Origin of the sequence: Arthrobacter sp. Y81, assembly GCF_002929335.1 — a bacterium.
GTDB lineage: Bacteria > Actinomycetota > Actinomycetes > Actinomycetales > Micrococcaceae > Arthrobacter.
Genome location: NZ_PJIL01000010.1, coordinates 37,939 through 62,734, shown reverse-complemented (window position 1 = coordinate 62,734; position 24,796 = coordinate 37,939). Strand labels below are relative to the sequence as shown.

The following is a 24,796-nucleotide window of genomic DNA, read 5'->3' as shown; positions in this document are numbered from 1 at the left end:
CTTGTTGTTTCCCTTCGGATCAATAGTGCGCTGTTTAGGCGTGGAAGTCTGCGAGGTAGTGCTCGACATCGATAGCTGCAACGCAGCCTGAGCCGGACGCAGTGATTGCCTGGCGGTACGTGGGGTCCACAACGTCGCCGGCAGCGAATACGCCCTTGACGCTCGTCTTGGAACTGCGGCCCTCGACGGCGATGGTCCCCTCCGGAGTGAGGTCCAGCGTGTCCTTGATCAGGTCGGTGCGGGGATCGTTTCCAATGGCCACGAAGACGCCGGTCACAGCCAGTTCCGACTCGGTGCCGTCCACAAGGTTCTTCAGCTTCAGGCCGGTGACCTTGTCTCCGCCGAGGACGTCGTCAACGGCGGTGTTCCACACGAAATTAATCTTCTCGTGGGCCTGTGCGCGGTCCGCCATGATCTTGGAGGCCCTCAGCGTGTCCCGGCGGTGAACGACGGTGACTGACTTGGCGAACTTGGTGAGGAACAGTGCTTCCTCCATGGCGGAGTCTCCGCCGCCGATAACCGCGATGTCCTGATCCTTGAAGAAGAAACCGTCGCAGGTTGCACACCAGCTAACGCCGTGGCCTGACAGTCGCTTCTCGTTCGGAAGGCCGAGCTCGCGGTAAGCCGATCCGGTGGAGAGGATGATGGCGCGGGCCTGGAAGGTCTCCCCCGTGGCGATGGTGACGGTCTTGATGTCGCCGTCGAGGTCCAGTGCGGTGACGTCCTCGAATTGGATCTCCGTGCCGAAACGGGCGGCCTGCTTTTCGAAGTTCTCCATCAGGTCCGGGCCCATGATGCCCTCAGGGAACCCGGGGTAGTTCTCCACGTCGGTGGTGTTCATCAGTTCCCCACCGGCAGTGACGGAACCGGCAAGGAGCAGCGGCTTCAGGTTGGCTCGTGCCGTATAGACTGCAGCCGTGTAGCCTGCAGGGCCGGAGCCGACGATGATGACATCACGTACCTGGGACGCGGTGTTTTCTGCGTTGCTCACTGAACGGTGAACCTCTTCCTTAGTCGATGCGCCTGCTTTTGCTGGCCGGCCACATGGCACAACCCATAGTTGGTGCTGAATATTCCGGGGAAGGCGGTAGCCCAACAAGACGCCACCACTCAGGGTACCGTCTCGTCGGGCCGGGAGACGCCGTGTTACCGGGCCTCGAGCGCGTTCATGAACCCGTTGCTGCCGGGCCTGGGGATGCCTACTGGACCTTGATCTCGGCGAGACGGAGTCCGTAGCCGAAGCGTGTCTTGGGCGCCGCCAGCTTGGGGAGGTTCTTGATGGTCACAATCACATACTGCGCCGTCACAGGCTCAGACAGCGGCATGGTCAGGTCCGGCGAGGTGAAGCTGTTGCTTCCAACCTGCTTGGCACCCTCCATGGACGGGCGGTCATTCGTCAGCACACTGATGCTGCCGCCGGAACCGCCCAGCTGGCTGAGGGTGATGGAAGAGACTTTCGACGGACTCTTCAGTTTGACGACGAGTGACACGTCAGGAGCCAGGCCGCCCCAGTTGTCCGTGGCGAACTCCATATCCGACCAGTAGCTTGCACCGTTGCCGTCAAAGGTCTTTGACAGGTCGCCGTCATAGGTGGCGGCAAAGTCAAAGTCGCCCAGGCGGGATACTCCGTCGACCGCCGGCGGGCCTGCCACGGGTGAGGATGACTGGCTCGGGGTGGCCTCCCCTGACGTCTGCGGCTGGGACACACCGGAGGTTCCCGGGGCGGGATTGCTCTGGGGCTCGCTCTTGAACAGGCTTCCCAGGTTGGATACGGCAAAGATGAGGCCTACTACCAGTACGGCGGCCAGCAGCCCGCCCACGAGCCATCGCATTGACCGGGGCTCGCGCTCCACCGGCTCGTCGTCGTCGTAGTATTCGTCTGTCTGGTCGTTGCGACTGTTTCGGGCAAAAGCCGGGAAAGTGCCGGCCATGCGCTCCCGCGCCGTCTTGGCGGGTCCGGTGGAGGGCGCCGCTTCATCCCCGTAGTCATAGTCATCGTCGGCCCACAGGGACACCTTTGGAGATTCCGCAGCCGGAGCCTGGGCACTTAGCGCTTCGGTGTTCCGCTGTCCGCTGGGCGCTGACGCCGGTGTGCTGGCCTGTGGGGAAACGGCCTGCTGCGGGGTGGTCGCCTGGGGTGCGGTGGAAGGACCCCTGGACGATTTGCCCGCCGCTGCTGCTCCGGCAGCAAGCCCGGCGGCCCCGGCCGCACCGGCTGCAGCCCCGGCCCCGGGTCCGCGTCCATTGGCCGCACCGGCACCGGAGGAGCCAAGGGAGGGTGCCGACGCCGGGCGCGCCGGTGCAGCGCGAGGCGGCACCACCGGGGGCGTCGACTGTTTGCCGTCCTGACCGGCGGGCTTGTTGTTGCCGTAGTTGATGTAGCCGGCGTCGACTTCTTCTTCGTCGTAGAGTCCGTCGTAGGTCTCGGGCTCGTGGGACCGTGCCTGGCCGAAAATCTCGCTGCCGAGCGTGTCCGTAAAGAAGGGCTCAACGTAGGGCGGGTGGGACGCAACCACAAGGTCCAGGAGATCGGCAGCTGACGTGTGGTTGGTGATCAGGTAGGTTGTGGCATCGCTGACGCCCAGGTCCAGGATCTGGACATTTCCCGGACGTTCTCCGGTGGCAACCTCGCGGGCGCTTTGGGCCACCTGCTCCGCATTGTCCGGACCCGCAACCAGGATGCTCACCGGCCGGTTGAGGACTTGGTCAACACCATCCAGCACCAGATCATGGTCGTGTGAGGTCAATACGGTGGCGGTGACCTTGTAGCGGCCGCCGAGCACTGATCCAACATCGATCGGGTGGGACACGGGTTCCTCCTAGACTGTCCGGGGAATCGCCGCTTCGGTCATGCCAAAGCGGATCCACCGGTTAGCCGGTTAATTTCTGGTCTGTAATTACCCTAGTTAGCTTCTGATCCTAGCCGATGGAGCATAACGGCCGTGTGAGACAGGCGCGGTGAAACCGCCGCATTGTCACCTTTTCTTCTTCCGACGGTGGCTGAAGTAGGGGTTGTGGCCGGCCGTGCCCTGATAAGTCCTGCGGCCCGGCAGCGGAATCTCTTCGCGCACAATGCTTCCCCGAGCGGTATTGGGAAGATCCTCGGCGGGGAGGTAGCCGTCCGTGGAATCCGGAGAGGGTTCGTCCCGGCTTTCCGATGGTTCCTCAACCTGCGGTCCGGCACGGAACGACGCGGCGTCGAATTCACCCGAGATGCGCGGGATCAGGCCGGTGTCCACCGAGACGGTGGCGCGTTGCGGCGTCGTTCGCCCCGTTGAGGGGGTGCTTCCGGCGGATTCCGCCGGCACACGGGCAGCGGCAACGGAGCCGCGGCCCAGGCGGCCCAGCAGCGGCTGCAGCAGGTCACGAAGTTCGGTCACACGGAAGAGCTTCAGGAGGAGCAGATAGGCCGCGAGCATCACGGGCCCGACGACGACGATCGTCACCAACGCGGCGGCAGGGGTGCTCCAGGCGAAGCCGTCGGCGCTGTAGCTGCCCATCAGCCACAAGGCCACAGCACCGGCCACGGCGGATCCCAGTGCGGCGTAGCCCATGCGGATGTAGGAGTTGGCGATCCGCGGGCCGTCCAGATGTCCCAGGAGCCGGCGCAGGAAGACTGCGCTGACGATCACGGACAGGATGTTGCCGCCGGTGTAGAGGATGGCGATGGCGAAGATAATCTGATCGAACGGCAGGAATTGGATCGTGAAGGCAGCAACCACATTCACGAGGGCCAGCACCAGCTGGATGAAGAACGGTGTCCGGGCATCCTCGTTGGCGTAGAACACACGGGACATCATGAAGTTGGCGCTCATGAACGGTGTGCTGAGGGCAAGGATGGTCAGCGTCTGGGCCAGCATGACGCCGTCCTGGCGCACCCCGCCGGAGAAGAACATCCCGAGCGGTCCGGCAAGCGCGAAGAGGGCCAGGGCGCCGAACACCGTCGCCACGGCCATGGTCCGCAGCCCGTGCGAGAGCGCGTTGCGCAGCGCAGCCTGGTCCCCGTCCTGCGAGGCCCTGGTCATCCGGTTGAACAGCACGGTGGCCAGCGACAGCGCAATGATGGAGTGTGGGAGCAGGTAGAGCTGGCTGGCCACCTCCAGCACGGCGTTGCCGGGCAGCGTGTCGGCGGCCGGATCCCCTGCCTGTTCCAGGCGGAGCCGTTCAGCACCCGGGATCGTGGCGATGCGCATGACGTAGAGGAAAGCCAACTGCCCGACGGCGGCCGTCGCCAGGGTCCAGACGCTCAGCCTGGCGGCCTGGCCCAGCCCGACCCCGCGCCAGCCGAAGCGCGGCCGCAGGCCGAGCCGGAGCCTGAACACCGGGACCAGCAGGATGGCGGTCTGGGCGATGACACCGATAGTGGAGAATCCGGCCACCAGGAAGGTCTGGCTGGAGTCCCACGTGTCCGGGGTGTGGGGGTTGGTCACGTTGGCGCCGAAAGTCCAGATGAACATGCCGAGGCCGGCGATCGCGACAATGTTGTTCAGGATCGGCGCCCACATCGCGGGCCCGAACGCACCGTGGGCATTGAGGACCTGGGTCAGCAGGGCATACAGACCGTAGAAAAAGATCTGCGGAAGGCACCAAAATGCGAAGGACACCGCCAGGGCCTTCTGCTGCGGCGAGTAGCCTTGCGTCGTCAGGTCAATGACCCACGGCGCCAGCAGTGTCACCAGCAACGTGAGGGTCAGCAGCACCAGGACGGCCAGCGTCAACAGCCGGCTGATGTAGTCCGCTCCCTTGTCCGGAGCCTTGCTCGCCTTGATGATCTGGGGCACCAGAACGGCATTGAATACGCCGCCCGCCACGAGCAGGAAGATCAGGTTCGGCAGGTTGTTCGCGTTGATGAAGGTGTCGTTGACGGTGGATCCCAGACCCAGGGCTGCCGCCAGCATCCAGGTTTTGCCGAATCCCAGGAAACGCGAAACGAGCGTTCCGGCCGCCATGATGGCACTGGAACGCGCCTCTCCGGGCTGGACAGACTTGGATTCGGCCGAGCCCGGCTCGGGAGTGGCTGGATTGGCTGCTGACATGGCCTTCATCGTCTCAAAGGTGCGCAGTTACGCACGCGGGCGCTTCATGGAATCAGTCACATGACCTCAGAGGTGTTCCGGCAGGACTTCTCTGGCGAGGTCGGCAATGCGGCGCTCGTTCGGAAAAGAGAGCTTGCGTGCGAGCTCCTGGATGGGTACCCAGGCGACATCCACGGCTTCCTGGTCGGGATCGTTTTCGATGGTCAACTCGCCGCCCGTGGCCCGAAGCAGGTAGTGGTGGACGGTCTTGTGGACGCGGTGCCCGCTGACGGTGAACCAGTAGTCGATACTGCCGAGCGGCGCCAGGATGTTGCCGCTGATGCCCGTTTCCTCGGCGATCTCGCGGACTGCCGCTTCCTCGTTCTTTTCCTTGCCCTCCGGGTGGCCCTTCGGCAGGCACCATTCGAGGCGGCCGCCGCGGTTAAGGCGGGCGATGATCGCAACCCTCAGCTCGCCGTCGGACGTGTCAACAACAACGCCTCCGGCGGAGACTTCCTCGACGGTAGGCAGCGAGGCCGGCCCCGGGTGCTGGGCGGGCGCGACATGGGCACCGATTGCCGACGGCAACGGTGGGTTTGTCCTCCTGCCTGGAGCACTCGGTACGGGATGGGCCATGAAGTCCACTCTAACGACTCTTGCCCCTTGGTGATGACCGGAACATGACAAGAAAGTGGACTGCGTGTGACGCAGTTTCCGGAACCCGCGACGTAACGGCATGGTTCCGCGGCCCCTATTGGTGCTTGTTGGCGTGGTTTTCTGACAAGCTTAAGTAACTATGGCGCACGCACATCAAAAGTCCGACTCCCACACCGTCGATTTCCAGGTGGACCCGGTGGTCCTGGAGCTCGGGCAGCGCTTCGTCGACGCCGGCCATGAACTGTCGCTGGTGGGCGGGCCCGTGCGTGACCTTTTCCTGGGCAGGCTCTCCCCCGACCTCGACTTCACCACGGACGCCACGCCGGACCAGACCCTGGCGCTGATCCGTAAATGGGCGGACAACTTCTGGGAGATCGGACGGGCGTTCGGGACGATCGGCATGAAGAAGTCCGGCTTCCAGATCGAGATCACCACCTACCGCGCCGAGGCGTACGATCCTGAGTCGCGCAAGCCCGCCGTCGCGTTCGGCTCATCCCTGACGGATGACCTCCTTCGCCGGGACTTCACCATCAACGCCATGGCGCTGCGGCTGCCCACCATGGAACTCGTGGACCCCTTCGGCGGAGTCCGCGACCTCCACGCCTCCGTGCTGGCCACTCCCGGGGCCCCCGAGACATCCTTTTCCGATGACCCGCTGCGCATGATGCGGGCGGCCCGCTTTGCCTCCCAGCTTGGTGTGGCCGTCCGCGACGACGTGAAGCAGGCCATGACGCAGATGGCGGAGCGGATCACCATCATTTCCGCGGAGCGGATCCGCGAGGAGCTGGTGAAACTCATCTGCGGAACCCACCCCCGCGTGGGCATAGACCTCCTGGTGGACACCGGCCTGGCCGAATTCGTCCTGCCCGAAGTTTCCGCCCTGCGCCTGGAGGCCGACGAACACCACCGGCACAAGGACGTCTACCAGCACTCCCTCCAGGTACTTGAGCAGGCCGCAGGGATGGAAACCGGCGCTGAGGGCCCCGTGCCCGGCCCGGATTTTGTCCTGCGGTTTGCGGCACTGATGCACGACGTCGGCAAGCCGGCTACGCGCCGTTTTGAGCCGGGCGGCGCGGTGAGCTTCCGCCACCACGACATGGTGGGCTCCAAACTGACCAAGAAACGGATGAAGGCCCTCCGCTTCGACAACGACACCATCAAGGCTGTGGCACGGCTGGTCGAGCTGCACATGCGCTTCTACGGCTACGGCGAGGCCGGCTGGAGCGACTCCGCGGTCCGCCGCTACGTGACCGACGCGGGGCCCCTCCTGGACCGCCTGCATCTGCTGACGCGGTCGGACGTGACCACCCGCAACCAGCGCAAGGCGGACCGGCTGTCCTTCGCCTATGACGACCTTGAAGCGCGCATCGCGGCGCTGCGGGAACAGGAATCACTGGAAGCAGTCCGGCCCGACCTCGACGGCGGCCAGATCATGGCCCTGCTTGGCCTGAAACCCGGGCCCGTGGTGGGCAAGGCCTATAAGTTCCTGCTTGACCAGCGCATGGAGTACGGCCCGCTCGAACCCGCTGTAGCCGAGGCAAAGCTGCGTGAGTGGTGGGCGGACCAGCCTGAAGCCGCCCACCACGAGCCGGCCGCCGGCGTCGAACTTTCCACTACCGAGGAGTCATAAGTGATGTCACTCAACAGCACTGCCCGCCCCCAGCTCTGGATCCTGCGCCATGGTGAAACCGAATGGTCAAAGAGCGGCCAGTACACCGGACTCACGGACCTTCCCCTGACGGTCGAAGGCGAGCAGCAGTCCGTGGAGGCACGGAAGGTCCTCGACAGCGTCGACTTCGACCTGGTGCTGACCTCGCCGCTGCGGCGGGCACGCCGGACGGCGGAACTTGCAGGCTTCCCCGATGCCGAACAGGAACCCCTCGCGGTGGAATGGAACTACGGCGACTATGAAGGCATCAGTTCGGACCTGATCCGCAAGGACAACCCGGAGTATCTGATCTGGACCCACGGTGTACCCAACGGCGAGGCCCTGGAGGAAGTGGCAGCGCGGGCGGACAAGATCGTGGGCCGCGTGCTGGAATCCGGACTCGATAACGTGCTCATTGTGGCCCACGGACACTTCTCCAGGATACTGACCGCGCGCTGGCTTGGACTGGACCCGCAAGAAGGCCGGCACTTCATCCTGGGCACGGCGAAAGTCTGCACCCTGGGATGGGATAAGAAGACCCCCGCTGTGGTCCGCTGGGGACTATAAAGACGATTTATCAAATATCTCGAAGAATCTTCTAAATTCAGTAGGCAAAAGCCCTGGGCTTAGTGTAATTTTATTCCTGACCCCAGTGCGTCCTGCCAGGGTCACCGGCGCGCGTTGTCCAGTTAGTCAACTGGGCGGCGGCATAGCAGAAAAGGAGGTTGGGAAAATGATTACTTTGACTAGCGGATGGAAGATGACCATCACCGCGTCCCCGGCCTCTGTTGCTGTATCGCGCCCAAATCACGGACTGACCGTCTCCTGACCCACTGACTCCGGCCTTGCGGCCGAGGTATCGGTGACCGGCTTCCTGACAAAGGAAGCCGTGCGGCAGGCGGCCGTCCGCGCGGGCCCGAGCGGTTGCGCAACACCACCCCATAGTTCGGAACCCAGCTTCTTGTTGGGGACGGCGGCGTAACTGCATCCAGGGGCCATCCTTCGCCCAGCGAACCGCACCAATTACTTAGCGCATTTTTTGCGCGGGTATATTCACTGGGTATTTCCCTGCCTTTATACAAGCCATTAATTCCCGCAATTAACTGGCCTTAATTGTCATGCCCAATTCCAAGAGAATTCACTATTCAACCAATCAAAGGATCCAGTGTGAGCACCACAGTCAGCACCCCTGTCAGCACGACCGAGGCAAAGCGCCGCGTCGAACCCCGCCGCGTCCGGCACCGGCGAAACACACCCCGAAAGGAGGTAACCATGATGAAAAGGCTCCGGAGCGTTCTGCGCCTTGGCTGGAGGCCTGCCCTGAAGGACAAGACGCTGTTCGACGGCCAGCTCCTCGACCAGAAACGTGAAGACGTGTACGTCGTAATGCACCAGATGGGCGTCATCCGCTGAGGCCGGACCTTCGTTTCTGAACTTCCCGGGCTGCAGCCGGGAACGGATCAACCAGGAGGACCTGATGGCGGCAACCGATCTCCATGCACAAAAAGCCCACGCGGCAACGCGTGGGCTTTTTGTTTTGCCGGAGCCGCTCCCCCGGGCGGGCCAAGCCGCTACGGGGACCCTGATCCCCTAAACGCGACGGTAAGCTCGAGGAATGCAGGAGACTATGCCGCCGGCGCACCGAAAACGGTCCCGCCTGGTTATCCCGAGCCGAAGCGATCTCCTGCTCAGGAACTTCACCGAGCTGATCGGCGGCCCCATGGGCCACCGGGCTGCACCGGGCATCGTCTCGCCCGGAATTTTCACCGTCGAACGCGTCCTCATCGTCCTCACCGTGCTGGCCGCCCTGGCAAGTGTCCTGGTCAAGAACTACTGCCGGGCAAACGGCTGGGATTCGCCGGGCCAGTTCTATTCCACCTGCTACTCGGATTTCCCGGAACTTTTCCGCAACCGCGGCCTGGGCGACGGCACCTTCCCCTTTTTCAGCGAGGGCAGTTTCTTCGAATATCCCGTCCTGATGGGAATTATTGCGGGGCTGACAGCCATGTTGGTCCCCGGGCAGGGCGCCACCGATGCCCGCATCCTCGGCTACTTCGACGTCAACGCCACACTGATCGCCGCCGTCTGGATCGTTACGGTCCTGGCCACCGCGCGCATGAGCCGCCGCAGGCCGTGGGACGCCGCCATGGTGGCCGTCGCGCCCGGGATCATCCTCGCCGGAGTGATCAACTGGGACATGTGGGCGGTCGGGCTGCTGGCCGTCGGGATGTACTTCTTCTCGCGCGAACGGCTGGTGCTGGCCGGCATCCTCATCGGATTGGGCACGGCCACCAAGCTGTATCCGGTCCTGGTTTTCGGCGCGATCCTCCTGCTGGCCCTTCGCACGGGGAAGATCCGTCCTCTACTGGTCACGGCCGCCGCAGCCGCAGCGGCCTGGCTCGCCGTCAACATCCCCATTGCCGCTATGAACCCCTCCGGCTGGAAGTACTTCTACCAATTCACGGAGGACCGCCCGGCCGGATACAGCTCCCCCTGGTTCGCGTACAACCTTGTGGCCGGGCGCCTGCAATGGCCGGTCCTGGGGCCGGAGGCGATCAACACCCTCGCCCTCAACCTCTTCCTCATCAGCTGCGTGCTCATCGCAGGCCTGGCCCTGACGGCACCCCGCCGCCCCCGGCTGGCGCAGCTGGCGTTCCTGATTGTGGCGGCCTTTATCCTGACGAACAAGGTCTATTCACCCCAGTTCGTCATCTGGCTGATCCCCCTGCTGGCCCTGGCCCGCCCGCGCTGGCGCGACTTCCTCATCTGGCAGGGGATCGAAGGACTGCACTGGGCGGCGGTGTGGATGTACCTGGGACAGGTGACCAGCGGCGGCCCGACGCAGCACAATATCGATATGCCGTACTACGTGCTGGCAGTGGGCCTGCACATGATCGCCACTGCGTACCTTATGGCCCGTGTGGCCTGGGACATCTGGGACCCGGGCTACGACATCATCCGCCGCCATGCGCTGGACGATCCCCAGGGCGGCGCGTTCGATGGCGCCCGGGACTGGCTGCGATTGAATCCGGGAGATCCTGCCTCTTCGGTCCTCCCCTGGCGGCGGGCGGCCAGCAATGCCTGACGTCGCCGTCGTCGGCTCCGGTCCCAACGGACTCGCCGCTGCGGTGACAATGGCCCGCGCGGGCCTCAAGGTGCATGTGTATGAGGCAGCCGGCACCCCTGGCGGCGGACTCCGGACGTCCGAGCTGATGCAGCCGGGCCACCTGCACGACATTTGCTCGGCCGTGCAGCCCATGGCGCTTGCGTCGCCCTTCTTCCGGTCGTTCGAGCTGTCCCGGCGCGTGGAGCTCATCACGCCGGAGCTCTCCTTCGGGTCGCCCCTGGACGGCGGCCGGGCTGCCCTGGCGTACCACTCCCTGGACCGGACGGTTGCAGGGCTGGGGCGCGACGGCCCCGCCTACCGCCGCCTGATGGCACCGCTCGTACGCCGGGCGAACGGCGTAGCCGACTTCACCCTCAACCAGCTCCTGCGCATCCCGCACGATCCGCTTGCAGCCATCCTCTTCGGGCTGCGGACGCTCGAACAGGGTTCACCGGCATGGGGTGCCAGATTCCGGGACGAGCTGGCGCCGGCACTCCTGACCGGTGTTGCCGCGCACTCCGTGGGACGGCTGCCGTCACTGGCACCTTCGGGAGCCGGGCTGATGCTCGGGACGCTGGCCCACGCGCAGGGCTGGCCAATACCCGTGGGCGGGTCCGTGTCGATCGCCCGTGCCATGGTCCGGGACATCGAAGCCCATGGCGGGACCGTCGAAACCGGGCGGCCGATCGGCTCCCTGAAGGAGCTGCCGGCGGCCAAGGCGACGCTCCTGGATATTGCGCCGCCTGCACTGCTCAGACTTGCCGGTGACAGCTTGCCTTCCGGTTACCGCCGGTCGCTGGAGTCTTTCCGCTTCGGCAACGCGGCCTGCAAAGTGGACTTCATCCTGTCCGGACCTGTGCCGTGGGCCGCAGCCGGATTGACCGACGCCGGAACAGTCCATGTGGGCGGCTCACGCGCCGAGATGGCCGAGGCCGAAAACCTTGTGGCTGCGGGGAAGCACCCAGAGCGGCCATACGTACTGGTGTCCCAGCCGTCACGTTTTGACGCCTCCCGCGCTCCGGAGGGGCGGCATATCCTGTGGACCTACTGCCACGTTCCGGCGGGTTCAGCGGTTGATATGACGGAGGCGGTTTCGGCCCAGTTGGAACGGTTCGCCCCGGGTTTCCGGGACCTCGTGGTCCAGGTCCACGTCACGACGGCGGCCGGGCTGGCCGAGTACAACCAGAACTACGTCGGCGGAGATTTCGCTGCCGGGCTGATGGATCTCCGCGGGCTGATCCAGCGGCCGGTAATCAGCCCCGTGCCGTGGCGCACTCCGCTGGCCGGTGTCTACCTCTGTTCCTCGTCGACCCCGCCCGGTCCCGGTGTGACCGGCATGCCGGGCTTCCATGCCGCTAAATATGCACTCAAGGACATATTCGGGTTGCCGCTGCCCCGGTTGGGCCTCTAGCCCTCCAGTTCAGGAGACGGGATAGGCGGGAGCATCCCGGGCCATCGCTCCTTCAGGGTTTGCCACCGTGAAGCGGGCACGGTGATGGGACGGGGACTCCAACTCGTCCAGCATCGCCACCGCAAAGTCCTGAGTGGAGATGGAAGGGCCGGCGGGCGAATCCTTCGCCGTGACGTACATGCCGGTCCTGGGACCCGGCTGCATGACGGGCGCAGGGGCAACCACGGTCCAGTCGAGGGCCTCCGGGGCTGACCGGATCTCGTCGTAGGCGGCTGCCATGGTGCGGGCCTCGGGCCGGTACGGCTCAGGGTAATTGGGGGAATCGCATAGCCGGACACCATTGATTTCGAGCGCCCCTGCACCGCCCACCACCAACAGCCGCGTATCGCCGGCGTGGCTGAAGGCGGCCGTCATGGCCGCCAGCCACTCACCGTGGTCGCCGCCGGTGCGGCTGGGCACCGTGGCCAGCACTACGGCGTCGTGGTCCTTGGCTATGTTCGCGAACGTGCGGACATCCGCCAGTTCGGCGCTGCATGCCGTGGCACCCCGGACGGGGGCGCCCGTCCGCGAGACGGCCGTTACGTCGTGCCCCCGCCGCAGCGACTCCTTGACGATCTGGCCGCCCACCATCCCGGTGGCACCGTACACCGCAATTTTCATGCCACTCCTAGCGTTGGTACCGTAGGACTTCATAGTATCTATAGGATACCGTTGGCTTAAGAGAAATGAGGTGCTGCTTGGATACCCATCTGCCCGGCCTGAGGCCCGGTGCCGACATCATGGATCCGCTGTGCCCGTCCCGCGTTGTTTTCCAACGGATCGGGGACAAATGGGCGTCGCTTGTGGTCCAGGTGCTCGCGGACGGGCCCGTCCGTTTCTCCGAACTGCGCAAGCACGTCCACGTCATTACGCCCAAGGTCCTGACCCAGACCCTCAGGACGCTGGAGAGGGACGGGCTGATAATCCGGACAGTGTTCGCCCAGGTTCCCCCGCGCGTCGACTATCAACTGACCGGCCTGGGGGAGTCGCTGCTGGGTCCCCTCGCGATCCTCCGGGACTGGGCCGAGTCAAACGTTCCCAGCATCCTGGACGCCAGGGACGCCTACGATGACGCCCGTGCCGGGGCGCTGCCGGAGGGCTGACGGGCAGAGATCCGGCCATCCCGCATGGTGGCCACGGCATCCGTCAGCGGCACGAATTCGGTGTCGTGGGTGACCATCACGGTGGCCACGCTAAATTCGTCGGTGACCTCCCGCAGGAGCCGGACAATTTCCCCGCTCCGCTCGTGGTCCAGTGCCGCCGTCGGTTCGTCCACGAGGAGTACGGCAGGACGCCCCATCAGGGCGCGCGCAACGTTCACGCGCTGGCGCTGGCCACCGGACAGTTGATGCGGGCGTTTGTTCCGGACCGGAGCGAGTCCGACCATTTCCAATAGCTCGGCTGCCCTCCGGCGCGCGGCCGCCAGTGGCTTCCCGCGCAGGTGGTCAGCCAGGATGAGCTGGTCGACTGCCGTCAGGGACGGCAGCAGATTGGGTTGCTGGAATATGATGCCCACCTTTTCCCGGCGCAATGCCGTCAGCCCGGCGTCGCGCAGGCCCGTGGCTTCCTGGCCGTCAACGGTGACCACACCGGAGGTCGGGCGGATCAACGCCGCAGCGACTGCCAGCAACGAGGACTTTCCGGACCCTGACGGGCCCACCAGGGCCAGGAACTCCCCGGCGCCGAGTGCGAGGCTTACCCGGTCCAGCGCTTTCAGCGTGCCGTCTCCGTCCGGGTACTCGAGAGTTACGTTGACGAGGTTGAGCGCGGTATCCAATGAGTATTCCTTTCGAGGAATGTATAAGGTGTTCAGGAGGGATTCAGTTGCCACCGAGGGCGAGCAGGGGGTCCACCCGCGTGACGCCGCGGACGGCCGCAGCTGCTCCTGCCAGGCCCAGGAGCAGGATGCCGGCGACCGGCAGGAGTGTGGTTGCCGGTGTGACCAGGAACGGAGCGGCCTGCGCGGCAACGAATCCGCCGAGCAGGCCCATTCCGCCTCCGGCGAGGGTTCCGGCGGCCAGCACGATGACGGCCTGCACCATCGCATCCCGCAGGACATAGCCGGATGAGCCGCCCATCGCCTTGACGACGGCGATGTCCCGGGTCCGCTGCACGGTCCACACCGTCAGGAACGCGACGATGACGAGTGCCGAGATTCCGTACAGGAACGCCTGCATCAGCACCAGCGATCCGTTTTCGCTCTTGAAGGAACCGAGCGCCTGAAAGGAACCTTCACGGGTGGCGCTGACTGTCCCCGCTGCAGCATTCGCGGCCTCCACGTCCACCGGTGCGCCGGCGTCGAATGTCACAGCCAGCACAGTGCCGACGGACCCGTTGCCCGTGCGGGCCAGTTGCCGCCAGTCGTCCAACGACGTCCAGACGACGCCGGTGTGTGAATACCACTGGTCCGGGACGACCCGGGCAACGGTGAGCTCGATGCCGCCCACCGCCAGGAGGCTGCCGGGTCCGAGATGCAGGTCTTCGGCCAGGGTTTCGCCCACCACAACCGTTCCGTCGGCCGCATGGGCAGGCAGCAGACCGCCGGGCGGGTCCGCAGGCAGGCCGTTGCCGCTGCCAAAGACGGCCACGTTGGCGGTGCCGCCGGGGGCTCCTCCGGCTGACCCAACCGCCTTCGCGCGGACCTGGCTGATGCCAAGCGCCTCAACCCCGGAAACGCCGTCCCGGCCGGACCAGGCAGCCAGTTGTTCCCGGGTCACTTCCGACTCCGTGAACGATTCCTTCGCGGGAGTCCCCGCGGGGGCGCCGAACACCACCTGGTCGGCGCGGAGCCCGGCGATCGCCGACGTCGACTGGTTTCCCAGCCCGGCGGTCAGTCCCGAGAGCATCACGAGCAGGAAGGTGATCAGGGCGATCACGGCAGCCATCAGGGCAAAGCGGCCTTTGGCAAAGCGGAGATCGCGAATAGCGAGAAACACGGGGTTCCTTTCGTGGCGGGTTGGTGGCTTGTTTTCAGTCTTCCGCCGCCCGCGGCACCGCACATCGGCAGGCCGGTTGGCCGCCTGGAGACAACGGGTGGGGACGCGGGTCAACCAAACGGTTGATTTGCCGTCCGGCCCCCCACCTTTCGCCCGAAGAACGGGGCGCCGGGGGATAGGCTGGATTGATGCGAGGCACGTGTTGATGCAGGGTGAGCCCAGCGGTTCCGCGATAATCCTGCGGCTACTGAGGATCAGCCTCCACGTGGGCTTCGCCGTCCTGCTTCTGGTGGCCATGGCGCGCGTTCTGCTGTCCGGTCCGGCGCCGTCCGGCTGGATTACGGTGGCCCTTGCGCTGCTGCTCGCGGCCGTTTACCTCATCGGGACTGTTCTCGAGAAACGCCACTCCACGGACACTGGCCGTTTTGATCCGAGGCGTTATGCCCGATGGTGGCTCGGCGCGGTCTCAGTTCTGTGGCTGGTGCTCATCTGGGCCAGTGCGGACTTCGTCTGGCTGGCCTTCCCGCTCTTCTTCCTGCAGCTGCACGTCCTGCCCCGACGGGTGGCCCTGCCGGTCATTGCGGCGTCCACCGTGCTGGTTGTGGTGGCGCTCTGGTTCCACAACACGGGTGCCGCGGGCCCGGGCCTGGAACTGCCGATGGTGCTGGGTCCGGTGTTCGGTGCAGCCTTTGCCGTGGTTACGGGCCTCGCGTACCGGGCGCTCTATCTCGAAGCGGAGAACCAGCGGCTTGCAGCCGAGGAATTGCGCCGGACGCGCGGCGAGCTCGCCCGCAGCCAGCACGATGCCGGGACACTGACCGAGCGGGCACGGCTGGCCCGCGAAATACATGACACCCTTGCCCAGGGCTTCTCCAGCATTGTGCTGATGGGCCGCTCGGCCGAGAAGGCGCTCGAGGCCGGTGACACGGCAACCGCGCGCGAGCGGCTCCGCACGGTGCAGGAGACGGCGTCCGCGAACCTCGCCGAGGCGCGCAACTTTGTCCGCGGACTGCAATCCCCGGCGCTCGAGCAGATGTCCCTGGCAAGCAGCCTCCGCCGACTCTGCGAAAAGACCGAGGCAGAGGCGGCGGCCCGCGGGGCAGGGCTCCGCTGCCGCTTCGACGTCGAAGGTGCCCCCGTTGAGCTGTCCAACCCGTACTCCACTACCCTGCTGCGCGCGGCGCAGGCGAGCCTCGCGAATGTGTGGGTGCATGCGAAGGCAAGCACCGCCGTCGTCACCCTGTCCTTCATGGGGACCGAAGTGGCCCTGGACATCTACGACGACGGCGTCGGGTTCCGTCCGGAGGCGGCGGCGTCCGCGGACCATCCGCAGCGAAAAGACGGCTCCGGGTACGGCCTCAGGTCCCTGCGGGAACGCGTGACGGCGCTGGCCGGAACGCTCGCCATCGAGTCCGCGCCGGGCGAGGGAACCGTGGTGGCCATCCGGCTCCCGCTGGCGGACGCTGCCGCGGCGTCGGAGGAACCACAGTGACCGCAATCCGCATCCTGCTGGTGGACGACCACCCGGTGGTCCGTGCCGGGCTCCGCGCCATGCTCAGCGACTTCGAGGGCATCACCGTGGCAGCAGAAGCCGCCGACGGTGCCGCGGCACTGGCCCAGCTTTCCAGGCTCCGCACCCTCGGTGAGCCCGTGGACGTGGTGCTCATGGACCTGCAAATGGGTGCCGGCATGGACGGCGTCACGGCCACGGAAAAGATCAAGGCCGGTGCGGCAGGCACCCCCGCGCCGCCGGTGCTGATCCTCACCACCTACGATTCCGACGCCGACATCCTCGCCGCCGTCGAAGCCGGCGCCAGCGGCTACATGCTCAAGGACGCACCGCCCGAGCACATCCGGCAGGCCGTGCTGATGGCGGCGTCAGGCCACACGGCACTGGCACCCGAGGTGGCCGCCCGGCTGATGGGCAGGATCCGGAATCCCGAACCGGCACTGTCCGGCCGGGAGATCGAGCTGCTGCAGCTGCTGGCCACGGGACTGCCGAACCGTGCCATCGCCCGACAGTTGTTCATTTCGGAGGCAACTGTCAAGACCCATCTTGTGCACATCTACGGCAAGCTGGGCGTGGACAACCGCACGGCGGCCATTTCGGTCGCCACGCAGCGCCGGATCATCCGCCCCGCCTGAGCGCAGCAACGCTGTGACAAGAACTTTGTCCGCGCCAACGGGCATAATGGCGCGGTGGGGAACTTTCAGAAACTTTCGCTTGCCCTTGTCGGACTCATAATTGGCGGATCGCTGGTGGCCTGCGATGACGGCCGTGCCGGCGCGCAGGACGCCGCGAAGCAGCTCGCTGCCGCAGTGACGGCGCTGGATGTAGGCTCCGTTGCCTTTGACGGCAAGGACGCCGCCGCCGCCAACGAACAGCTGAAAGAGGTGTTCCAGGCGCTCGAGCCTGCCAAGCCGGCTGTTGAAAGCGGCGAGGTGAAACTGGAGAAGGACACCGCAACGGTCCCGCTGAACTACAGCTGGAAGGTCGGCTCCGATGACTGGAAGTACACCGTTTCCGCCGAACTGAAGAAGTCCGGCGACAAGTGGCTGACCGTGTGGAAGCCGGACATGCTGGTCCCCGAACTGGCGGACGGCGAAGTCCTGAGCGCGGCCGTACACTCGCCGCAGCGGGCCGAGATCCTGGGCGCCGGTGACGCGAAACTCGTCACGTACCGGCCGGTAGTGAACGTCGGCATCGACAAGCCCCAGCTGGGTTCCGCCGATCCGGCTGCGTCCGCCACCAAACTTGCCCAGCTTGTGGGAGTTGATCCCGCCGCCTACACCCAGCAGGTCCAGGCGGCCGGGGCCGAGGCCTTCGTCGCCGCCATCACCCTGCGCGAGGACGGCCGGACCGTCACGGACGCGCAGATCGCCGAGATTCCCGGCGCCCGTTCCATCCGCGACTCCCTGCCGCTGGCACCCTCCCGCACCTTCGCCCGCGCCCTCCTGGGCACTGCGGCCGAGGCGAACGCCGAACAGATTGAAAAGTCCGGCGGGACCCTTAAGGCCGGGGACACCACCGGCACCGGCGGGCTTCAGCAGCAATACGACGCGCAACTCCGTGGCACCGATGGAGTCCAGGTCTTCGCCGAAAAGGCCGGCCTCACCGCTGAGGAGAAGCAGGCGCTGCCCAACGAGGGCCGCCGGCTCCTGTTCCAGGTTGAGATCAAGCCGGGGACGCCCGTGAAGACCACACTGGATCCGAATCTTCAGCAGCTCGCAGAAGACGTCCTTGCCGATGTGGGTCCGGCCTCCGCCATCGTGGCCCTGCGTCCCTCCAGCGGCGCGGTGCTGGCCGCAGCGTCAGGACCGGGCAGCAACGGCTATAACACCGCAATGCTGGGCCAGTACGCCCCGGGCTCAACGTTCAAGATGGTGGATTCACTCGCCATGATCCGCAACGGCATGACCCCGGACTCCAAGGTTGAGTGCACGCCCACGCTCACGGTGGACGGCCGCACGTTCAAGAACGCCGAAGGCTATCCGGCAGACTCCCTTGGGTCCGTCACCCTGCGCGACGCGTTTGCCCACTCCTGCAACACCGCGTTCATCTCAGCCCGGGATTCAGTCAGCCAGGCCCAGCTGGAGTCCGCCGCCACTTCCCTGGGCGTTGCCGTTGAGGCGCCCGGCCTGGGGGCCGATGCCTTCCTTGGCTCCGTCCCCGGCGAGGCCGAAGGCACCGAGCATGCCGCATCCATGATCGGGCAAGGCAAGGTGCTCCTCTCCCCGCTGGCAGCCGCCGTCATGGCCGGATCCGTAGCAAAGGGCTCCCCCGTCTCGCCCACCCTCGTGCTCAACGCTGAAGCAGGCGCCGGCACGGCAGGCACGGACGGCGCCGGAACCCCGACGGCGGAGGGAGCGTCGCCGTCGTTGACCTCCACCGCACCTGCGCCCGCGAAAGCCGCGGACAAGCCGGTTACGGCGGCGGAGGCTGCCGCCCTGGCCGACATGATGCGTGCAGTGGTGACGTCGGGCCACGCTGGATTCCTCTCTTCCGTGCCGGGGGAACCCGTCGGCGCCAAGACAGGCACCGCCGAATTCGGCAATGAAAACCCGCCGAAGACGCACGCCTGGATTGTGGCCGTCCACGGCGACCTCGCCGTTGCCGTGTTCGTCGAGGAAGGCGGCCTTGGCGCCACCACCTCAGGTCCGCTGCTCAAGGACTTCCTGGTCTCAGCGGGGTAGCACGCCCTTCAAAAGCTCCGGCGGGGTGGCCGTGGGAGGATGGAAGCGTGGCTCATATTGACGTTTCCAATATCGATTACTTCCTGTCCGACGGCACCCAGCTGCTCAACGGCGTGACCTTCAAGGTCCCGGACGGGACCAAAACCGCGCTGATCGGGCCCAACGGAACCGGCAAAACGACGCTGTTCCGGATCATCTCCGGCGACCTCATCGCGGACGAAGGCGTGATTGGACGCTCCGGCAACATGGGCATCATGCGCCAGTTCGTCGGACAGGTCCGGGACGACTCCACCGTGCGCGACCTGCTCGTTTCGGCTGCCCCGCCCGCCCTGGCCGCCGCTGCCCGCGCCGTTGACGAGGCCGAGATGGCCATGATGGAGCACGACGACGAGCCCACCCAGATGCAGTTTGCCCAGGCAATCGTGGACTGGGGAGACGCAGGAGGCTACGACGTCGAGACCGTCTGGGACGTGGTCTGCATGGCCGCGCTGGGACTGCCGTTCGACCGCGCGCAGCACCGCCCGGCGTCGAGCCTTTCCGGCGGCGAGCAGAAGCGGCTGGTACTGGAGGCGCTCTTCGCCGGCCCGGACGAGCTCCTGCTCCTGGACGAACCGGACAACTACCTCGATGTGCCAGGCAAGCGCTGGCTCGAGGGCAAGCTCAACGAGTCCAAGAAGACCGTGTTCTTCATCAGCCACGACCGCGAGCTGCTCAACAACGCGGCCGGCCGCATCGTCACCCTCGAACCGGGCATCAACGGTGCGGGCGCGTGGGTCCACGGCGGCGGCTTCGGCTCCTATGTCGAGGCGCGTGCAGACCGCAATGCCCGCTTCGAGGAGTTGCGCAAGCGCTGGGACGAGGAGCACGTGAAGCTCAAGGAACTCGTCAACATGTACAAGAACAAGGCCGCGTTCCGCTCCGACATGGCGAACCGGTACCACGCCGCCCAGACCCGGCTGGCGAAGTTCCTCGAAGCCGGGCCGCCGGAGGCGCTGCCGATCGAGCAGAACGTGCGGATGCGGCTCAAGGGCGGCCGGACTGCCAAGCGGGCCATCGTGGCCGAAAAGCTGGAACTGACCGGACTGATGAAGCCGTTCTCCACCGAAGTGTGGTTCGGCGACCGCGTCGGCGTGCTCGGCTCCAACGGCTCCGGCAAGAGCCACTTCCTGCGGCTGCTCGCCACCGGCGGCACCGACCCGGAGCGTGAGCACCTGCCGGTGTCCGACGTCGACATCGCCGAAGTGCCCCACGAAGGCACCGTAAAACTCGGCGCCCGGATCCGTCCCGGCTTCTTCGCGCAGACGCATGTCCGCCCGGACCTCCTCGGCAAGACGCTGCTGGAGATCCTGCACCGCGGCGACGAGCACCGCTCAGGCCTGGGCCGCGAGGCTGCCGCCGGCGCCCTGGACGGCTACGGCCTGGCCTCACAGTCGGAGCAGAAGTACGAGTCCCTGTCCGGCGGGCAGCAGGCCCGGTTCCAGATCCTGCTGCTCCAGCTCTCCGGCGCCACACTATTGCTCCTCGACGAGCCGACCGACAACCTGGACCTGCACTCGGCCGAGGCGCTCGAACGCGCCATCGACCACTTCGAGGGAACCGTCCTGGCCGTGACGCACGACCGCTGGTTCGCCCGGACCTTCGACCGCTTCATGGTGTTCGGTTCGGACGGCAGGGTGTACGAATCCGCCGAGCCTGTCTGGGACGAGAAGCGCGTGCAGCGCGCCCGCTAAGCGGGACGCTCTCGCACTTCCTGCACGTTTTGTGCCGACGCTCGCTCACTTGGTGAGCGAGCGTTCGTGTTTTTCCTGCAGGAAGTGAGAGACGGTTGGGGGATTAGTTGCAGGAAGTGAGAGAGCGTCGGATTATTTGAAGGTCTTGCGCTTGGTCTCCGCGCCGTCGGGCGCGTAGGTGACCCATTCGCCCACTTTGCGGCCGGCGTCGTACGTTCCTTCATCCATGAGGTTCCCGGTGCTGTGCCACCGCTGCCAGAAACCGTCCTGCTGCCCCTCACGGAACGCCCCCTTCTGGAGCAGTCCGCCCCCTTCGCGGTACCAGACGCAGTCTCCGTCCAGTTCACCGCGGCGGTAGCCGGCATCAGCCTTCAGCTGCCCGTTCCGGTAATAGAAGAGCCAGCGGCCCTCGCGTTCGCCGTCGAGGTAGTCCCCGGCTCCTGAAAGTTTGCCGTCCTTGAAGAGTTCCTCAGCCATAGGGAAACACTACGCCGTCCAAACGCTCACGGTTCTGACTAAATGATCATGTTCCGTTAGCATCTGAACATGAGGACTGAAGAGCGGCACCGGTTGATCGGTGAACTGCTGCGGAGCCGCGAAGAGGTGACCGTTGACGAGCTGATGGCGGAGTGCGGAGCTTCCGGTGCCACCATCCGGCGCGACCTGGATACCCTGGCCGGCAACGGCGTCCTCCGCCGGGTGCACGGCGGAGCCAAGAGCCTGGTGCTCCGGGGTGAGAATCCCGGGTACGGACAGCGGGAGCTGGAGGGGCAGGACGCCAAGGCCCGGATCGCCGCCGGCGTGGCAGGACTGCTGCGGGACCGGGAGCACGTCTGGCTGGACAGCGGCACCACTGCGACCGAGATCGCCCGCCAGCTGCGGCAGCGCGAGCTGACCCTCATGCCCATGTCGCTGCGCGCCCTCAATGTGTTGACGGCGGAAAGCCACGCCGGGTACCGGCCCACCCTCCTGGTGCCGGGCGGAAGCCTGATCCCGGGCGAACTGTGCTTCCGCGGGCCGCTGGCCGAGGCCAACATCCGTTCCCTCCGCTTCGACACTGCCGTGGTGACACCCTGCGCGGTGACCTTCAAAGACGGACTGCTGGCGCACGACCTCGACGATGCCGCCGTTAAGCGCGCCGGCTTGGAATCCGCCGGCCGGGTGATCGCCGCCTGCGCCGGCTCCAAATGGAACGCAGCCGCCGTGGCGCTCGTGGCAGCCCTTGACGCGGTCGATGTCATCGTGACGGACAGGACATTCAGCCCGCAGGAACTCACACAACTTGGAAAACACTCAGTGAAAGTAGTGAACGTATGAGCATCGCCGTCTCCAGCCAGAAACTGAATGCCGCGGCCGCCGCGACGTTCCTGATTTTCGGGATCAATGGCCTGGTGTTTGCCAGCTGGGCCGCCCGCATCCCCGCTGTCACCGAAATTCTGCACGTGACCTCCGGACAGATGGGAACGCTGCTCCTCTGCACGGCCGTCGGCTCGTTGATCGCCCTTCCCACGGCCGGGTGGGTAGTGGGAAGGATCGGAACGGCCAACGCTGTACGCGCCAGCGGTCTTCTGGCTGCTGTGGCTGGCGCGGGCATCGCCCTCTCGCTGACGGCCGAATCCGTGCCCGGGACGGCGGTGGCGCTGTTCTTCTTCGGTATCGGCATCGGTCTGTGGGACGTTTCCCAGAACATTGAAGGAGCCGACGTCGAACACCGGCTTAAGCGCACCATCATGCCGCAGTTCCACGCGGCCTTCAGCGGCGGCGCCTTCGTGGGCGCCCTGATCGGCGCCGGCCTCTCCGGTCTTGGCGTCGGACTCCCGGCCCACCTGCTGGTCATTGCTGCCATAGTGGCCGTGCTGACCATGGTGGCGCCCCGCTACTTCCTGCCACACATCGCCGCCGAGGTGCACTCTGACCCGGAAACCGCGGCACCGAAGGGGCAGTCCGCCTGGCGGGACAGCCGCACGCTGCTGATCGGCGTGGTGGTCCTCGGGGCCACCCTCACCGAGGGCGCCGGAAATGACTGGATCGCCAAGGCCTCAGTGGACGGCCTCGGCACCAGCGAATCCACCGGCGCACTGATGTTTGCCGTCTTTGTCCTCGCCATGACGGCGATGCGGTTCTGCGGCGGGTTCGTCATCGACAAGTACGGACGTGTTGCCGTGCTCCGCGCCAGCATGGCCGCCGCCGCTGCGGGCCTGGGTCTCTTTGTCCTTGCGGGCAACATCTGGCTGGCCACGGCCGGGGCCGCGCTCTGGGGAATCGGGGCCGCGTTGGCCTTCCCGATGGGCATGTCCGCCGCTGCCGACGATCCAAAAAAGGCCGCCGCCCGGGTGTCGGTGGTATCCACGCTGGGATACATCTCCTTCCTGGCAGGGCCGCCGCTCCTCGGATACCTGGGTGACCTCACCGGCATCCACCTGGCCCTGCTCGCGATCATGGCGCCCATCCTCGTGGCGCTCCTCCTTGCCGGAGCCGCGAAGCCGCTGCCGGGCGCGCCGCTCCGCAACGAATAGGCGGCTCCACGGCGGTAGGGTGGGAAAATGCGAAGCATGCTGAGGAAGGGCCCGGGCCTGGTCGCCGGGCTGGACCGGATGTTACTCAAGGCCGTGTCCGGCCTACCCGGCGGCAACCATGACGTGCTGTTCAGGCGGCTCTCGGCGTCCGCCAACCACGGAAAGCTCTGGTTCGCGGTGGCCGGAGGCCTGGCCCTCATCCCCGGCAAACCGCGGCGCGCGGCGCTGCACGGGCTGATTGCCCAGGGCGTGGCGTCGGCGGTCACCAACGTGGTGTTCAAGACACTCCTTCCGCGTGCCCGGCCGCTGCCCGAGCATCTTCCCGTGTTCAGGTTCGTCAACCCGCAACCCACCAGTTCCTCAATGCCGTCAGGCCACTCGGCGTCCGCGGCTGCCTTTGCCGTGGGCGTCGGGCTGGTTCAGCCAGCCATCGGCGCAGCCCTGGCGCCCCTTGCGGCCGGTGTTGCGTATTCCCGTGTGCACACCGGCGCCCACTGGCCCTCGGATGTGCTGTTCGGGTCCGCCATAGGCGCCGGTGCAGCCATGATTACCCGCAAGTGGTGGCCCGTCCGCCCGCCCTTCCCGGAGACCAGCCGCTCCGGTGCCGAGGCCGCAAAGCTACCCGGCGGCGAGGGCCTCAGCATCGCGGTCAACACCCTGGGCGGGTCCTATGCGCCGGAAACCTTGAAGGCGCTGCAGGATGTATTCCCGTTGGCGCATATACAGGAGATCGGTAAAGAAGGCGACATCGCCGCCGAGATCGAGGCGGCTGCTGCCCGGCCCGGTGTGACGGCGCTCGGCGTGTGGGGCGGGGACGGAACGGTGGGGACGGCGGCGGCTGTCGCCGTCGAACTCTCCCTTCCTTTGTTGGTCCTTCCCGGCGGAACACTGAACCACTTTGCCCGTGACGCCGGAACATCCTCCCTCGAGGATGCCGTGCGGGCGGCGTCCAACGGGGCGGCGGCCCGCGCCGACGTCGGGCATGTCCGGCTCGAACGGGGCCTCGCGGGAAGTCCCGAAAAGCTGGAACGGATCATGCTCAACACGGCCAGCATCGGCCTGTATCCCAACCTGGTCCGCCGGCGGGAACAGCTTCAGCCGGCCCTCGGCAAACCGCTTGCCGGAGTCGCGGCCATGTTCCGGACCTTCGCTTCCGGAACCCCGACCACCATGATTGTGAACGGCGTCCGCCACAAGCTATGGATCCTTTACGTTGGCCGTGGCCGCTACTACCCCCGGGACCATGCCCCGCTGGTGCGGCCGGTGATGGACGACGGCGTCCTGGACCTCCGGATGATCACTGCCGACGAGTCGTTTGCGCGGATCCGGCTGCTGTGGTCCGTCCTGACGGGCACTGTGGCCACGTCCCGGATCACGCACCTGAGCGAAACTACGTCGGTGACAGTGGAGGCAGCGGGATCGCCCATGGCCCTGGCCGTGGACGGTGAAGCCATGCCCGGCGTGCGCCGCGTCGAATTCTCCGTGCTGCCCAGGGCGCTGACCTACTACTCGCCCCAGCCGGAGTAGGCAGGCGGAACGGGGCG

General features: G+C 66.2%; 21 protein-coding genes. 13 read left to right on the top strand and 8 right to left on the bottom strand.

The window, feature by feature from the left end; translation table 11 throughout:
• Nucleotides 1-34: 34 nt before the first annotated feature.
• The 4 genes from trxB to CXQ91_RS14385 form a co-directional block, all read right to left on the bottom strand.
• On the bottom strand, nucleotides 35-991 hold the full coding sequence (trxB, locus tag CXQ91_RS14410; RefSeq protein WP_104174601.1) for a thioredoxin-disulfide reductase: 957 nt from the start codon (nucleotides 989-991) through the stop codon (nucleotides 35-37).
• A gap of 208 nt (nucleotides 992-1,199) precedes the next feature.
• Nucleotides 1,200-2,810, bottom strand: a complete 1,611-nt coding sequence (locus tag CXQ91_RS24760; protein ID WP_181038895.1) for an ABC transporter substrate-binding protein — start codon at nucleotides 2,808-2,810, stop codon at nucleotides 1,200-1,202.
• 165 nt (nucleotides 2,811-2,975) lie between these two features.
• Nucleotides 2,976-5,036 carry a murein biosynthesis integral membrane protein MurJ gene (murJ, locus tag CXQ91_RS14390; protein WP_258073991.1) on the bottom strand — a complete coding sequence of 687 codons (2,061 nt, stop codon included), beginning with the start codon at nucleotides 5,034-5,036 and terminating at the stop codon, nucleotides 2,976-2,978.
• 66 nt (nucleotides 5,037-5,102) lie between these two features.
• Complete coding sequence (locus CXQ91_RS14385) at nucleotides 5,103-5,603, bottom strand: NUDIX hydrolase (protein WP_104174597.1); 501 nt, start codon at nucleotides 5,601-5,603, stop codon at nucleotides 5,103-5,105.
• A gap of 208 nt (nucleotides 5,604-5,811) precedes the next feature.
• On the opposite strand from CXQ91_RS14385, the gene CXQ91_RS14380 reads away from it, so the two are divergent.
• The 5 genes from CXQ91_RS14380 (at nucleotide 5,812) to CXQ91_RS14365 (ending at nucleotide 11,837) form a co-directional block, all read left to right on the top strand.
• Nucleotides 5,812-7,302, top strand: coding sequence for a CCA tRNA nucleotidyltransferase (locus CXQ91_RS14380; RefSeq protein ID WP_104174596.1), 1,491 nt, complete (start codon nucleotides 5,812-5,814; stop codon nucleotides 7,300-7,302).
• Nucleotides 7,303-7,305: 3 nt separating this feature from the next.
• Nucleotides 7,306-7,887 (top strand): histidine phosphatase family protein, encoded by a 582-nt coding sequence (locus tag CXQ91_RS14375; protein WP_104174700.1) that lies wholly within the window; start codon nucleotides 7,306-7,308, stop codon nucleotides 7,885-7,887.
• A 600-nt stretch (nucleotides 7,888-8,487) separates the two neighbouring features.
• A complete protein-coding gene (locus CXQ91_RS24505) occupies nucleotides 8,488-8,733 on the top strand; it encodes a hypothetical protein (protein WP_146072343.1) in 246 nt (81 codons plus the stop codon).
• 202 nt (nucleotides 8,734-8,935) lie between these two features.
• Nucleotides 8,936-10,405 carry a glycosyltransferase family 87 protein gene (locus CXQ91_RS14370; RefSeq protein WP_104174595.1) on the top strand — a complete coding sequence of 490 codons (1,470 nt, stop codon included), beginning with the start codon at nucleotides 8,936-8,938 and terminating at the stop codon, nucleotides 10,403-10,405.
• A complete protein-coding gene (locus CXQ91_RS14365) occupies nucleotides 10,398-11,837 on the top strand; it encodes an NAD(P)/FAD-dependent oxidoreductase (protein ID WP_104174594.1) in 1,440 nt (479 codons plus the stop codon). Before CXQ91_RS14370 ends, CXQ91_RS14365 begins: the two co-directional genes overlap by 8 nt.
• Before the next feature lie 9 nt (nucleotides 11,838-11,846).
• Here the strand turns inward: CXQ91_RS14365 and CXQ91_RS14360 are convergent, their stop codons facing one another.
• Nucleotides 11,847-12,497: an NAD(P)-dependent oxidoreductase gene (locus CXQ91_RS14360; protein ID WP_104174593.1), complete on the bottom strand. Its 651-nt coding sequence runs from the start codon at nucleotides 12,495-12,497 to the stop codon at nucleotides 11,847-11,849.
• 119 nt (nucleotides 12,498-12,616) lie between these two features.
• Between CXQ91_RS14360 and CXQ91_RS14355 the strand changes: the two genes are divergently transcribed.
• Nucleotides 12,617-12,979, top strand: a complete 363-nt coding sequence (locus tag CXQ91_RS14355; protein WP_258074008.1) for a helix-turn-helix domain-containing protein — start codon at nucleotides 12,617-12,619, stop codon at nucleotides 12,977-12,979.
• Here CXQ91_RS14355 and CXQ91_RS14350 read toward each other — a convergent pair.
• Together CXQ91_RS14350 and CXQ91_RS14345 are read right to left on the bottom strand one after the other, a co-directional pair.
• Complete coding sequence (locus tag CXQ91_RS14350; protein WP_104174591.1) at nucleotides 12,940-13,653, bottom strand: ABC transporter ATP-binding protein; 714 nt, start codon at nucleotides 13,651-13,653, stop codon at nucleotides 12,940-12,942. The two genes, CXQ91_RS14355 and CXQ91_RS14350, sit on opposite strands and share 40 nt — an antisense overlap.
• A 43-nt stretch (nucleotides 13,654-13,696) precedes the next feature.
• On the bottom strand, nucleotides 13,697-14,812 hold the full coding sequence (locus tag CXQ91_RS14345) for an ABC transporter permease (protein ID WP_104174590.1): 1,116 nt from the start codon (nucleotides 14,810-14,812) through the stop codon (nucleotides 13,697-13,699).
• 205 nt (nucleotides 14,813-15,017) lie between these two features.
• On the opposite strand from CXQ91_RS14345, the gene CXQ91_RS14340 reads away from it, so the two are divergent.
• Genes CXQ91_RS14340 through CXQ91_RS14325 form a run of 4 tightly spaced genes read left to right on the top strand, consistent with a single transcriptional unit; the run spans nucleotide 15,018 to nucleotide 20,736 of the window.
• On the top strand, nucleotides 15,018-16,304 hold the full coding sequence (locus tag CXQ91_RS14340) for a sensor histidine kinase (protein WP_104174589.1): 1,287 nt from the start codon (nucleotides 15,018-15,020) through the stop codon (nucleotides 16,302-16,304).
• Entirely contained in the window at nucleotides 16,301-16,957 is a 657-nt protein-coding gene (locus CXQ91_RS14335) for a response regulator transcription factor (protein WP_104174588.1), read from the top strand. Before CXQ91_RS14340 ends, CXQ91_RS14335 begins: the two co-directional genes overlap by 4 nt.
• A gap of 54 nt (nucleotides 16,958-17,011) precedes the next feature.
• Nucleotides 17,012-19,006, top strand: coding sequence for a penicillin-binding transpeptidase domain-containing protein (locus CXQ91_RS14330; RefSeq protein WP_104174587.1), 1,995 nt, complete (start codon nucleotides 17,012-17,014; stop codon nucleotides 19,004-19,006).
• Nucleotides 19,007-19,053: 47 nt separating this feature from the next.
• Nucleotides 19,054-20,736 carry an ABC-F family ATP-binding cassette domain-containing protein gene (locus CXQ91_RS14325; protein WP_104174586.1) on the top strand — a complete coding sequence of 561 codons (1,683 nt, stop codon included), beginning with the start codon at nucleotides 19,054-19,056 and terminating at the stop codon, nucleotides 20,734-20,736.
• A 132-nt stretch (nucleotides 20,737-20,868) separates the two neighbouring features.
• Here CXQ91_RS14325 and CXQ91_RS14320 read toward each other — a convergent pair whose 3' ends face one another.
• On the bottom strand, nucleotides 20,869-21,213 hold the full coding sequence (locus tag CXQ91_RS14320; RefSeq protein ID WP_104174585.1) for a toxin-antitoxin system YwqK family antitoxin: 345 nt from the start codon (nucleotides 21,211-21,213) through the stop codon (nucleotides 20,869-20,871).
• Between the two features lie 69 nt (nucleotides 21,214-21,282).
• Between CXQ91_RS14320 and CXQ91_RS14315 the strand changes: the two genes are divergently transcribed.
• The 3 genes from CXQ91_RS14315 to CXQ91_RS14305 are packed head-to-tail and all read left to right on the top strand — an operon-like array spanning nucleotide 21,283 to nucleotide 24,779.
• A complete protein-coding gene (locus tag CXQ91_RS14315; protein WP_104174584.1) occupies nucleotides 21,283-22,053 on the top strand; it encodes a DeoR/GlpR family DNA-binding transcription regulator in 771 nt (256 codons plus the stop codon).
• Entirely contained in the window at nucleotides 22,050-23,252 is a 1,203-nt protein-coding gene (locus tag CXQ91_RS14310) for an MFS transporter (RefSeq protein WP_104174583.1), read from the top strand. The genes CXQ91_RS14315 and CXQ91_RS14310 overlap by 4 nt, the downstream gene beginning before the upstream one ends.
• Nucleotides 23,253-23,279: 27 nt before the next feature.
• The gene (locus CXQ91_RS14305) at nucleotides 23,280-24,779 is read left to right on the top strand and encodes a bifunctional phosphatase PAP2/diacylglycerol kinase family protein (protein WP_104174582.1); all 1,500 of its coding nucleotides are present in this window, start codon (nucleotides 23,280-23,282) and stop codon (nucleotides 24,777-24,779) included.
• Nucleotides 24,780-24,796: the final 17 nt, after the last annotated feature.